Here is a 12,861-nt window from a genome sequence, read left to right as displayed (position 1 = left end):
ACAAAAAATAAAATTTAAACAAAGCATAAATTACCAAATTTTCACAAAAACACAAGTAAAATTATTACAAAATTGCATTGAGCTGTTTTTATTTGTTACAAACAACCACAAGTGGCAAGTTATAGATGTATTTAGGGTTATTTTTTGGTATGCTATGATGTTTTTAATTATTGTTTAGTTGATGTTTAGTTTTTAGTTTTTAGTTTAACGGAGTTTTTATGGAAAAATTAACCAAAACCGCCTTGTTTAGCCTATTGACATCAGGCATGATGGCGTTAGGCATTAGCACCCAAGCGATGGCGGTCATGCCCGTATCAGGTATGGCAACCACAGATATCAATCTTTCTAAAACCACACAACCAGAAACGCGCATTTTGGCATCGGTTTTGTCAACCGACAGTCAAGGACAGCAAGTGCTAAGCCCAATCACCACCCAAACCAAGCTAACATCAGGCAATGTGATTGAATACCACGGCTATATTATCAACAAAAGTTCAGAACGCATCCGCAATGTAACCGTAACCTTTGACATTCCCGCCAATACCGAATTGTTAAGCCTTGAAGATCTATCTCCTGTGCGTGCTAAAGGCAGCACCGATGGCGTAAAATTCCAAAACATGCCCTTAAAAACCAACACAAATGGCGTTTTACAAAACTTGCCAATAAAGTATTATAAAGCGGTGCAATGGGATATTTTAGGTCTTGGCTTAAATGAAGTTGCCACGGTAAAATACCGCGTAAGGGTTAAATAGTTATTTTTTGTGGTTTTGTTGGTTTTTGTTACGCCAGATTTATTCATTTACCAAATGGTGCTGTATGATAAAATTTGCCTTGCCAATCCCCCAAATTTGCCAACGCTTTGGCAAAAAATGTTTTATTCCAAAAGATTGTATTAATAGCAATCAAACGTTAAAACCATTAACCGAACGCATCATCAACGCCAACCAAAAACTTTCCCCCAATATTGGCATCAAACTTGGCAAACATAACAGTATCATTGTGCAATTACAACGCGCAGAAAAACACAATGCCTTAAGTTTTGCGATGATGGATCAATTGATTTGGCTTGCCAAACAAATCCAAACTTGGCGTGAGGTGCGAGCGGTGATTTTAAAAGGAGAGGGCGAAAGTTTTTGTTCTGGAATAGATTTGGCTGATTTAAATCACCCCAAAAACCTAAGCAAAGTGGCTTGGCAACTTGTCAAACCCACGTTAAGCACTTACCAACAAGTCTGTTTGGTATGGCGAGAGCTTAGCGTGCCTGTCATTGCTGTGTTGCATGGACATTGTATCGGTGCAGGGCTACAACTGGTCTTGGCGTGCGACATCAGATTTGCCACTCCCAATTGCCAATTTGCTATTATGGAGAGCAAATGGGGGCTTGTGCCTGACATGGGCTTAACGCAATCAGCAATTGGCCTTGCCCCTGATGTGCTCAAAACCCTTGCTATCAGTGCACGCACTTTTGATGCCAAAACTGCCCTACAATACAACTTTGTCTCCACAATCACCGAAACCCCCATGGAGTCCGCTGAACATTTGGTGGCAGAAATTGCCCAGCGCTCCCCTGATGCCGTGCTTGCCAGCAAACGCATCATTAACCGTATGTACCGCCAATCCAGCACAACTTTATATCACGAAAAATTATGGCAAATCAAACTGTTGCTTGGCAAAAACCAAAAACTGGCTCTAAAAAAAGCCAAAGATCCCACGGTACAATTTTTACCCAGACAATTTGATTGAATTTGGCAAGATTAAAGATACATTTTTACAACATAATTTTGGCGAAAAAATCACCAAAACCCTTGCCAAAATTTGGATTTTGTTTTACCTTAGATAAAGCTTTTGTACAAAAAACAAAGCAGTCTTTGACTACAAATTTAATAAGTTCTGTTAACAGGTATTTTTAATATTTTTTATTAATATTGTTTTGTATTAGCATTTTTTATCTTAATATTTTTGTAGTTATCATTCGCAATATGTTAATTTTTTTCAAAAAAAAGGAAAAATCATGGCAATTAGCTTAACCAAAGGCGGCAACGTCAATCTTTCAAAAGAAGCACCAACTTTAACCAATATGACGGTTGGCTTGGGTTGGAATCCACGAGCAACCGACGGTCAAGATTTTGATCTTGATGCGATTGCGTTTTTGCTAAAAGATGATGGCAAAGTGCGTACTGACAGTGATTTTATCTTTTTTAACAATTTAAAATCAACCGACGGTGCGGTAGAACACACAGGCGACAACCGTACAGGTGAGGGCGACGGCGATGATGAGGCCATCAAAGTAGACTTAACAAAACTATCAGCAGATGTAACCAAAGTTGCATTTTGTGCAGTCATTTATGACGGTCAAGCTCGCAAACAAAACTTCGGTCAAGTGGGCGATGCTTACATTCGTATCGTAAACAGCAATGGTGATAGCGAAGTGGCTCGTTATGATTTGTCAGAAGATGGCAGTACCGAAACCGCGATGATTTTTGGTGAACTCTACAAACACAATAATGAGTGGAAATTCCGTGCCGTAGGTCAAGGTTTTGCAGGTGGTTTAGGAGCTTTGGCAAGTTCGTATGGCGTTGCGGTTTAAAATTTTAACTAAATAGGTTATTTACTAAATGTTAAATGCTTTACGCATTTGGCAACAAAAACAAATTTGTAACGAATATAAATTTGTAACAAAAGCAAAAAATAACAAATACAAAAAAGTGGCGTGATATTGATATTTATGCCCTTTTTTGTATTCACTGTTTATTTTTGATTGTCGGTCAGGATTGCTTTGGGTAAATGATTCATAAACAAATTATATGATTGGTTTTTAAATTTTGGAGCAGTTTTTATGAAGTATCTTTTTTCATCACTGGCTTTTGTATCGATCTGTGCTTTAACAGGTTGCACACAAAGCGAGCCTGCCAAAACCAAAACAAGCACAGCCGACACAAAAGTCGACACAAGCACAAATACGGCTAGCACAAGCACAGCCACAGCCGACACACCGCCTAAAACAGGTAAAGTTTATACCGTTGCGGTAGACGCAGATTTTCCCCCTTTTACATACCTTGATCAAAACGGCAAACCAACCGGCTATGACGTTGACTTAATCAATGCCATTGCCAAAAACGCCAATATGAACATTCAATTAATCAGAAAAAATTGGTCAGAATTTCCACAAGCATTAGACAAAGGACAAGTGGATTTATGGATCGCAGGCATTTCTGTTTCTGAAGAACGCAAACCGATAATAGATTATAGCGAACCTTACTTAACTTATAATACAGGGGTTTTAACCAAAAAAGACAAAAAAGGCATGGCTATTAATCAAACCAATTTGGCCGAACAGCGTTTAATTGCCTTACAAGGCACGGTTGATTTTGATTATGCCAAAACATTGGTTAACAAACCTGAAAACCTAAAAGGCATATCAACAACCTTTTTGGGTATGAAAGAGGTTTTAACCAATAAAGCAGATGCGTTTATCAACAATGACCGTGTTTTGCAATATCATGTCAAACAATACCCCAATTATAATTTCCGCGTTTTTGATTTGGATACCAAAAAATCCTCAGCAGGCAGCTTAGGCATTGCAGTTAAAAAAGGCAACACAGAGCTTGTACAAAAACTCAATCAAGGTTTGGCCAGTATCAAACAAGACGGTACTTATGCCAAAATTAACCAACAATGGTTTGGTGTTGCCGATCAAAATTAATCATTACCATAAATCTACGATGGCGATTGTAGAAATGAAAAATTTGAAAACACTGTAAAAAATAATCAGATAAAGGAAATCGTATGGAAATTATTCGCGGACAAAAAGTAAAATTAACCGATATTTTACCAAGCCAACAATTTTTCATTTCTGTTAATGTGCAAAGCCCTTTTGTTACCGATGTTGCATTGTTTGGTTTGGACAAACAACAAAAGTTAAGCAATGAAGCATATATGATTTTTTACAATCAACCAAAAAGTCCATGCAATGCGTTACAATTACAAAAACAAGAACAAGCGTTTTCGCAATTTTTGGTTGATTTAAACCAATTGCCAAATACCATTCAAAAAATGGTGTTAACTTTAACGGTAGATGGTACAGACACCATGGCAAATCTTGGCAATAGTCGCGTGGAAATTCTAAACGAAAACCAACAAATGATTGCTACTTTTTTGCTAAATGGCAACATGTTTGATAAAGAACGTGCGGTTATGGCGTTGGAAGTTTATCAAAAAGATGGCATTTGGCGGTTAAGTGCGGTTGGTCAAGGTTTTAATGGCGGTTTGCCTGCGTTAATTGAGTATTTTGGTGGAGAGGTCGCAGAATCAGAATCAACACCAAAACCCTCAACCGCCCCACAATCCACGGTAAATTTGAGCAAGGTTACATTAACCAAAAAAGATGAACAGCACCGTATTAGCCTTTCAAAAAAAGACAGCAGTTTTATTGTGGAAGCCATTTGGGTGGATAATGGTGATGATCGTGCTGATAATGACGATTTAGATTTGCGCGTTGGGATTTTGGTGGAGGGGCAAAATCAGATGCATTATGTCCACGCACCACAACAATCTGGATCTTTGACAAATTTTCCTTTTGTGCATCATTTGGGTGATGTTAGACAAGCAAGTGTGAACGAGCCTGGCACAGAAAAAGTAGAAGTCAATACCAATATTGCCAAACTGATTGGTGGTCGTGTAGCCTTGGTGTTTTCAGTGTATTCAGCGGTGAGTAATGGCGTGGTATCCATTGCATCATTACAGCCTAAAATGCGAATGCAGTACGAAAACCAAGTCATTGAATGTGTGTTTAATGCCAAAGTATCACCCCAAGCTCAAAGAGACGATGTCTATACTTATGTGATTGGCCTTGCAATTATTGATGAAAATGGCATTGTATTGCAACATTCTGGCTTAACTTCTAAACCAAGCAGTGAAGCTACGCCAAGGTTGGTTTGGGAAAAAGGACAACCCACGATTTACATGGACGGACAACCGATTTTTAAAACAGAGGTTGATGATAGCCTCGATAAAAAATCCAGTGGCAGCTTGACTGGTATGTTTAAAGACATTTTCAAATAAATCAGACTATCTAAACCAACAAATAGTATCTAAATCAAATAGTATCTAAATCAGAGAGTATCAAATGAGCGTAACTTTTACCCTACTTGGTGAAAACGAACCGTTTTTGCATTGCAACCTAAAACAAGGCGATATCGTGCATTGTGAAGCCAATGCTATGGTTATGATGGAATCTAACCTTGAATTAAAAGGCACATTACAAGGCGGTATCATGCAAGCCTTAATGCGCCGTTTTGCCAATGGCGAATCATTGTTTCAACAAAAAATTGAAGCCGTGCGAGGCGAGGGCGATTGTCTGCTTGCTCCTACTCTCGATGGCGATATGCAGATTTTAGATGTAGGCAACGCACAATACACTTTAAGCGATGGTGCATTCGTTGCCAGTAGTGGCAATTTGGACATCAAAGCCAGTATTCAGCGCAACTTAGGCGGAGCAATTTTTGGAGATACAGGCGGGTTTATGGTTATGCAAACCAGTGGCACAGGGCAAATCGTCGTATCAGGTTTTGGTTCCCTGTTTGAGATTGAAGTAACTCCTAACAAAGATGTCATCATTGACAACGGTCATGTGGTGTGTTGGGATAGCCGATTGCAATACAGCTTATCGGTTTCTACCAGTCAAAGCAAAGGTTTTTTGGGCAATATCATCAATTCAGTAACAAGTGGCGAGGGCATGGTGTTAAAATTTTCTGGTGCTGGTAAAGTGGTATTGTGTTCACGCAACCGCGAAAATTATCAAGGTTGGCTAAATAAAGTGTTAGGCACAGGTTCAAGCGGTAACACCAACAGCAATGGCGGTCGGTTGCTCGGCGGTTTGTTATAATCCATGGTTTGGTTGTGATAATATTGCAACAAATTATCAGCACAAACTTAATAAAATCAACAAATTTTAATCATTTTTTTAATAAACGGAGGCTATTATGGCAGTTAGTTTACAAAAAGGTCAAAAAATTTCCTTGGAAAAAGAAGCAGGTACAAGCCTATCACAGATCAAAATGGGGCTTGGTTGGGATATGGCCAGCACAGGCAAATCAGGCGGGTTTTTAAGCGGTTTGTTTGGCGGCGGTGGTGGCGGTGATAGCATTGATTTAGATGCATCGTGTATCATGTTTGACAGCAACAAGCAGCCCATTGATTCGATTTGGTTTGGGCAATTAACCTCAAAAGATGGCAGCATACAGCACACAGGTGATAATCGCACAGGTGCAGGCGAGGGTGATGATGAAGTGATTAACGTCAATTTGTCAAAAATCCCCGCCAATGTACAGTCGCTCGTGTTTACGGTGAACAGTTTTACAGGGCAGAATTTTGAAAAAGTTGCCAATGCGTTTTGTCGTATCGTTAATGCCAATAACAACAGTGAAGTTGCCCGTTATAACCTATCATCACAAGGCAAACATACCGCACTAATCTTGGCAAAAGTGTATCGGCATAATGGCGAGTGGAAAATGCACGCGATCGGCGAAACTGCAAGTGGGCGTACTTTTCATGATTTAATGCCAGCAATCATACCGCACGCTTGATACTTAATTTTTACTAAAATTTGTTTGCATAAAAACTTTACCAAAAACAGATCTTTAATTGATTAAAGGTCTGTTTTTTATGGCAAATTTTGATAAAAAATTACTTGCAACACAAAACCGTTAAATATGCTAAAATAACACAAAAACGCACCGACAACCCTTGTTATAGTTTTGCGATAACCTTGGAGGCAAAATGACTAAATTTATCAACCCATTTACCGATTACGGCTTTAAAAAATTGTTTGGTGAAGAGGCAAGCAAGCCGTTTTTGATGGATTTTTTAAATTCGCTGTTGCCACAAAAACACCAAATTGCCGATTTAATCATCAAAAACAGCGAACGCATAGGCAGAACTGATTTTGATCGCAAAACCATTTATGACGTTTATTGCGAAAGTGTAACAGGCGAAAAATTCATCGTGGAATTGCAACGGGCCAAACAGACGTTTTTTAAAGACCGCACTTTGTATTACTCAACCTTTCCCATTGCCGAACAAGCCAAAAAAGGCGACTGGAATTATAAATTAAAGGCGGTTTATTGTGTCAGTATCTTAGATTTTTTGTTTGATGCCAATAAAGACGACACAGAAGTCATCTACAGCGTGCAACTAAAAGACCAAAACAACCAGGTTTTTTATGACAAATTCACCCTGATTTATTTACAAATGCCAAACTTTAATAAAACCGAGAATGAATTAGAAACCCAGTTGGATAAATGGCTGTTTTTTATCAAAAATTTAGAAGATTTGCAGCACATTCCAGCCATTTTTAAAAACAGCTTGATTGAAGAAGCGTTTGACAAAGCCAAAATTGCCAATTTTAACCAACAAGAAATGATGAATTATAGAGACAGTTTAAAAGCACACTGGGATAATTTTAGCGTGGTAACCTCTGCGATAGAAGAAGGGATTGAAATTGGTATGGAGCAAGGCGTTAAGCAGGGTGTTGAACAAGGCAAAAAACAACAAGCCATTGACATTGCAAAAAATTTAAAAGCCCTAAACACACCGATTGACACCATCATGCAAGCAACCGGTTTAACCTTTGATGAAATTAACCGTTTATAAATTTAAACAAGATAAATTAAAAATTTAAGAAAATTCACGAAAAGCAATATAAGAGAGCAGTATGAGCTATTTGGCATCCGAACACTTAACGCAAAAACAATTCACACAAGAACAAAAACCAAAAACCAAAAACCCCATTACTTTATCCACTTTGCAAAAATACAAAGCAACTGGCGAAAAATTTTCCTGCTTAACTTGTTATGACGCAAGTTTTGCCAACGCCATGCAAAAGGCAGAAATTGACACCATTTTGGTTGGTGATAGTTTAGGCATGGTGGTGCAAGGGCAAAATTCTACCTTGCCCGTCAGCGTCGATGACATGGTATATCACACCAAAAACGTCGCACGTGGTAACCGCCACGCCTTGATTATCTGTGATTTGCCCTTTATGAGTGCTGCCACGCTTGAGCGGGCGATTGATGCCGCCACCACCGTCATGCAAGCAGGGGCAAATGTGGTTAAAATTGAAGGCGGTAGCGAGCTTAGTAAAATTGTTTCGGTTTTGGCAAACAATGGCATTCCAACTTGCGTGCATTTAGGCTTAACGCCGCAGTCGGTGAATCTGTTTGGCGGTTATAAAGTGCAAGGCAAAACAGACAAGCAAGCCAATAAACTCTTAACAGACTGTGAATCTGTAGTTAACGCTGGGGCGAGCATGTTATTGTTAGAATGCGTGCCAAAAAAGATTGCCAAAACCATCAGCGAAACATTTACTGTGCCTGTGATTGGCATCGGAGCGGGGGCAGATTGTGATGGACAAGTGCTCGTCATGCATGACATGCTTGGAATTTATACCAAAAAACCTGCTAAGTTTGTCAAAGATTTTTTGACCGATGACACAAACGAAACTTGTGATATCGTGGGAGCATTTAAAGCGTATCATAAAGCGGTAAAAACAGGCACTTTTCCAAGCGATGAGCATAGTTTTTAAGTTTGGTTTTTAATTCGGTTTTCATTTAGCTGTTAAATGGTTTTTTAAATAGCTTTTAGATTTGGCTGTTACAATTTAATCCAATATTTTAAACAAACTCCCAAGAAAAAACATCAAGATAAAATCCAAGGTAAAACATGCAAATTATTCACACAATTCAAAAATTACAAGACGTATTAAAACCACATCGCCAGCAAAAAATCGCCCTAGTGCCCACTATGGGCAATTTGCACGATGGGCATTTACAGCTTGTCAAAACCGCCAAACAGCATGCCGACATTGTGGTGGTGAGTATTTTTGTCAACCCAACCCAATTTGGCGTGGGCGAAGATTTTGACACGTATCCGCGCACTTTGACCCAAGACTGTGAAAAATTACAGCATATTGGCACGGATTTTGTATTTTCTCCCAGTGTTGATGAGATGTACCCAAATTTTCATGAGCATCCGCCAAAAACCCAAGTCATCGCAGGCGACATTGCCAAAATTTTGTGTGCCAAATCCCGCCCCACCCATTTTGACGGCGTGGGGCTTGTGGTTACCAAATTGTTTAACATCGTACGCCCTGACGTTGCCGTGTTTGGTAAAAAAGATTATCAGCAGCTTGCCATTATCCGCCAAATCAATCAAGATTTAAATTTTGGTATTGACATTATTGGCATGGAAATTGTGCGAGCCGATGACGGTTTGGCTTTATCATCGAGAAACAGTTATTTGACCGAGACCGAACGCAAAATCGCCCCAATGTTACAACAAACTTTGCAAGCATTAAAAGCCAAACTTATCAATGATGCCGAATTGAATCTACAAAAACTTGATGATTATCGCAACCAAAGCATTGCATTGTTAAATAGCCAAGGTTTTAAAGTGGATTATTTAGACATTTATACCCAAAATTTAGATGAATTAAATAGCGGGCATTTAAATAGCGGGCATTTAAATACCAACTTGGTGATTGTGGCGGCCGCTTGGCTTGGAAAAAAAGCACGGCTTTTGGATAATATTGAAATAAACTTAAATCAGTTTAAACCAACAAAAAATTAACAGTGAATTAAATTTATGACCCAAATTCTTATCGTTTCAGGGCGATCAGGCTCTGGCAAAACTTCGGTTTTAAACATTTTAGAAGATTTTGGCTATTATTGTTTGGATAATTTACCTTTGTCGCTGGTTTTAACCGCAGTGGCAAAACTTGCAGACAGCGATATTAAAAAAATCGCCTTAGGCATCGATGTGCGTACGCCAAAAGCGGATTTGTCCAAATTTGATGACACTTTTAACGAACTCATTACCCAATACGGTAAAGATAATTTAAAAATCATCTATACAACCGCCAACGAAAATAAACTCGTCGCTCGGTTTGACGCCACTTACCGTGTGCATCCGCTGATGGCAACGGGAGCTGCCCACAATTTACCCACCGCCATCAAACAAGAAATTGAGCTGTTGCACCCCATCGCCAAAAACGCCGACATAAAAATTGACACAAGCCAGCTGAATATCCACGAGTTAAAAGAACAAATCGGTAACCATTTGGGCGTGGATAATGTGGTAACCGTTAATTTATTGTCGTTTGGTTTTAAATACGGCTCGCCAATTGATGCCGATTTTGTGTTTGATGTGCGAGTGTTGCCCAATCCGCATTGGCAAGTGGAGCTGCGTGAACAAACCGGACTTGATGCCGATGTACAGGCGTTTTTTGCCAAATACCCAGAAGTTAATGACATGGCAGATGACATTGGACAATTTTTAATCAAATGGCTGCCAACTTTTTTGCACAACAATCGCCACACACTCACCATTGCTATTGGCTGTACTGGTGGCAAACACCGCTCTGTGTATGTGGCGGATTTTGTTGCAACATTATTGTCAAATCAGCTGCCCGATGCCATGCGTGTTAATATCAAACACCGAGAAAAATCTCGGTGGCAATTGTAGTTTTTAACCCAGTTTTTAACTTTTTTAACGAAGTTTTGCACAAATATTTTTAACAAATATTTTTAAATAACCTTAATTGAGAAACTTATGTCAGATTTTGCCAATATGGATATGGCGGTTAGCCGTACCGAACAAAAAAAAGCTCGTGAGCGTTTGCAACAATTGGCCGAGCCGCTTGCCAATTTATCCAAAAAACAAATAAAAAATCTACCCGCCGATGAATTTTTTTTAGAGGAGTTATTAACACTAAACGACATCAAAAGTCATGAAGCCCGCAAACGCCATATCAAACGTTTAGGTAAGTTACTCGCCGAAGAAAATCCGCACGCCATTGTAGAATATCTGTTTCGCTGCACTTTTAGCCCTGAGCAACAAGCCAAAATTGACGCTTGGCAAACGCGGTTAAATTTGCAAGATGACAATACACTTAAGCAATTTACCAAAACTTTTTTTGACAGTGAGTTTAATACAATTAAACAGTTGTTGGTTTGGGTTGCGTATGCAAAACATATCCATGATGATGAATTGACACAAGAAAGCATAGACGATTTGCACACTTATATCCGTCAAGTGGCAATTTTATCAAAAAATAAGAATTGATTTTGCTGGCTTTTTAGATCAACTCTGCAAGTTTAAAAAATCGGCGGTAGGCTTCTACTTTTTTATCAAAACTCATAGGGTACGCCCGCGAGCTTGATGGCAAGCGATAAACCGTAAGGTTTCGTCCAAATATTTCCAGCGTTAGCATTTGATTGGTTTTGGGTGATTTTACTGGTTTTTGTTGATTTTGTGATAAATGTTCGTTTATCACATCTATGAGTACATCGGTTGCCTTGCCCCCTATGGTAAACAGCCACTTGACCTTGGGTAATTTTACCAATGCACTTGCCAAATCCACCCGATCAATCACCGTCAAATGAGCATCAGAGGCATTGCCTTTTTCTCGGATAACGCAGGTTACCGTTGGCAATTCACCGATGCCTTTTTGCATTAAAAACGCCTGAATTTTGTTGGCATCAAAACGCTTTTCATCACCAATGCGAAAATAATCCACATTGTCAAAAAACACCTTGCCATAAATCCGCCACATATCATTGTAAAAATTTGGATAATGAAACGCCATGCACCATTTATCGGCTGTGGGTGGCATCGTCCCCATCATAACAGCAGTGGCATGCGGCGGTAATATTGGTGCAAACGGATGTTGCTCTACGGTTTTGTCATGCACCGCGATAGCCTTGTGGGTTGTTGGATTGCCAACGCCAAGCATCAGCACACATTTGTTCAATGTTACGTTTTGCCGTCCAATTTAATAACTGTTTGGCTTTGTCGCTGCTGGCATAACACGTCGCAATATCGCCTGCTCGTCTCTCACCAATTGCATACGCCACGTTTACACCTGTGGTTTTGATAAAAGCATGAACCAATTGCAACACCGATGTTCCATAGCCCGTTCCTAAATTAATCGGCTCAAAACCAATAGCCTTGGCTTGTTTTTCAATAAACTGCAACGCCGCCACATGCCCTTTTGCCAAATCAACCACATGAATATAATCACGCACCCCTGTGCCATCTACCGTGTCATAATCATCACCAAAAACCGACAACTGGGGCAATTTACCCACGGCCACTTGGCTAATATAAGGCATTAAATTGTTGGGAATATCACTTGGATCTTCGCCAATTGTGCCAGTTTCATACGCTCCAATTGGATTAAAATAACGCAAAGCAATGATATTAAACGCACTATCCGCTTTTGCCAAATCCTCTAAGATATACTCAACCATAAGTTTGCTTTGTCCGTAAGGGTTGGTTGCACTGCGTTGTGCAGTTTCCACAATCGGTAACATTTCAGGATCGCCATAAACCGTTGCTGATGATGAAAACACAAAATTTTTAACCTTATGCTGTTTTGCCACTGCCAATAAATTTAGCGTACCCTCAACATTATTTTGGTAATATTTTAACGGTTTGGCAACGCTTTCACCCACAGCTTTTAACCCTGCAAAATGAATGATGGCAAAAAAATCATGCTCACTAAAGGTTTGATTTAACAAATCTTTATCCAAAACATCACCTTGAATAAAGGTTAATTTTTGTCCGATAATCTCTTCTACTCGCTCAATAGCAACTGGGCTTGAATTGGATAAATTGTCATAAACAATCGGCGTAAACCCTGCACGAACCAGTTCAATGAGTGTGTGCGTACCAATATAACCTGCACCACCTGTAACCAATATTTTTTTCATAAAACACCTTTTTTACCAAATTATTTTTTACTAACGATGGTTTTACTAAACTGTATTTTTAAACTATTTTTTAAACTATTTTTAAAACGGTTAA

General features: G+C 39.2%; 14 protein-coding genes. 12 read left to right on the top strand and 2 right to left on the bottom strand.

Translation table 11 applies throughout. The annotated features are described in order from the left end of the window. Positions 1 to 218: 218 nt before the first annotated feature. From MOMA_RS02955 to yjgA, 12 genes are all read left to right on the top strand, one after another. A complete protein-coding gene (locus MOMA_RS02955) occupies positions 219 to 752 on the top strand; it encodes a hypothetical protein (protein ID WP_009767132.1) in 534 nt (177 codons plus the stop codon). A 64-nt stretch (positions 753 to 816) separates the two neighbouring features. Further along, on the top strand, positions 817 to 1,743 hold the full coding sequence (locus tag MOMA_RS02950; protein WP_009767131.1) for a crotonase/enoyl-CoA hydratase family protein: 927 nt from the start codon (positions 817 to 819) through the stop codon (positions 1,741 to 1,743). Positions 1,744 to 2,011: 268 nt separating this feature from the next. Next, complete coding sequence (locus MOMA_RS02945) at positions 2,012 to 2,587, top strand: TerD family protein (protein WP_009767130.1); 576 nt, start codon at positions 2,012 to 2,014, stop codon at positions 2,585 to 2,587. Between the two features lie 249 nt (positions 2,588 to 2,836). Next, positions 2,837 to 3,703, top strand: a complete 867-nt coding sequence (locus MOMA_RS02940; protein WP_009767129.1) for an ABC transporter substrate-binding protein — start codon at positions 2,837 to 2,839, stop codon at positions 3,701 to 3,703. Between the two features lie 83 nt (positions 3,704 to 3,786). Further along, positions 3,787 to 5,061 (top strand): TerD family protein, encoded by a 1,275-nt coding sequence (locus MOMA_RS09535; protein WP_009767128.1) that lies wholly within the window; start codon positions 3,787 to 3,789, stop codon positions 5,059 to 5,061. Positions 5,062 to 5,125: 64 nt separating this feature from the next. Further along, on the top strand, positions 5,126 to 5,884 hold the full coding sequence (locus MOMA_RS02930; RefSeq protein ID WP_009767127.1) for a TIGR00266 family protein: 759 nt from the start codon (positions 5,126 to 5,128) through the stop codon (positions 5,882 to 5,884). A 97-nt stretch (positions 5,885 to 5,981) separates the two neighbouring features. Next, entirely contained in the window at positions 5,982 to 6,584 is a 603-nt protein-coding gene (locus MOMA_RS02925; RefSeq protein ID WP_009767126.1) for a TerD family protein, read from the top strand. A 193-nt stretch (positions 6,585 to 6,777) separates the two neighbouring features. Then, positions 6,778 to 7,650: an Rpn family recombination-promoting nuclease/putative transposase gene (locus tag MOMA_RS02920; protein ID WP_009767125.1), complete on the top strand. Its 873-nt coding sequence runs from the start codon at positions 6,778 to 6,780 to the stop codon at positions 7,648 to 7,650. Positions 7,651 to 7,711: 61 nt separating this feature from the next. Beyond that, a complete protein-coding gene (panB, locus tag MOMA_RS02915; protein WP_009767124.1) occupies positions 7,712 to 8,581 on the top strand; it encodes a 3-methyl-2-oxobutanoate hydroxymethyltransferase in 870 nt (289 codons plus the stop codon). Positions 8,582 to 8,718: 137 nt separating this feature from the next. Further along, positions 8,719 to 9,624: a pantoate--beta-alanine ligase gene (gene panC / locus MOMA_RS02910; protein WP_009767123.1), complete on the top strand. Its 906-nt coding sequence runs from the start codon at positions 8,719 to 8,721 to the stop codon at positions 9,622 to 9,624. A gap of 15 nt (positions 9,625 to 9,639) precedes the next feature. Continuing rightward, positions 9,640 to 10,518: an RNase adapter RapZ gene (gene rapZ / locus MOMA_RS02905; RefSeq protein ID WP_009767122.1), complete on the top strand. Its 879-nt coding sequence runs from the start codon at positions 9,640 to 9,642 to the stop codon at positions 10,516 to 10,518. Between the two features lie 87 nt (positions 10,519 to 10,605). Beyond that, positions 10,606 to 11,118: a ribosome biogenesis factor YjgA gene (yjgA, locus tag MOMA_RS02900; RefSeq protein ID WP_009767121.1), complete on the top strand. Its 513-nt coding sequence runs from the start codon at positions 10,606 to 10,608 to the stop codon at positions 11,116 to 11,118. Positions 11,119 to 11,131: 13 nt separating this feature from the next. On the opposite strand, the gene MOMA_RS02895 is transcribed toward yjgA, so the two are convergent. Both MOMA_RS02895 and galE read right to left on the bottom strand, forming a co-directional pair. Continuing rightward, positions 11,132 to 11,788, bottom strand: a complete 657-nt coding sequence (locus MOMA_RS02895) for a DNA glycosylase (protein WP_051012676.1) — start codon at positions 11,786 to 11,788, stop codon at positions 11,132 to 11,134. Beyond that, entirely contained in the window at positions 11,739 to 12,767 is a 1,029-nt protein-coding gene (gene galE / locus MOMA_RS02890; protein WP_009767119.1) for a UDP-glucose 4-epimerase GalE, read from the bottom strand. Before galE ends, MOMA_RS02895 begins: the two co-directional genes overlap by 50 nt. Positions 12,768 to 12,861: the final 94 nt, after the last annotated feature.

The organism is Moraxella macacae 0408225, assembly GCF_000320365.1.
GTDB classification, from domain to species: domain Bacteria; phylum Pseudomonadota; class Gammaproteobacteria; order Pseudomonadales; family Moraxellaceae; genus Faucicola; species Faucicola macacae.
Note: the sequence above shows the minus strand (reverse complement) of the source record. Positions and strands in the feature narration are given on the sequence as shown.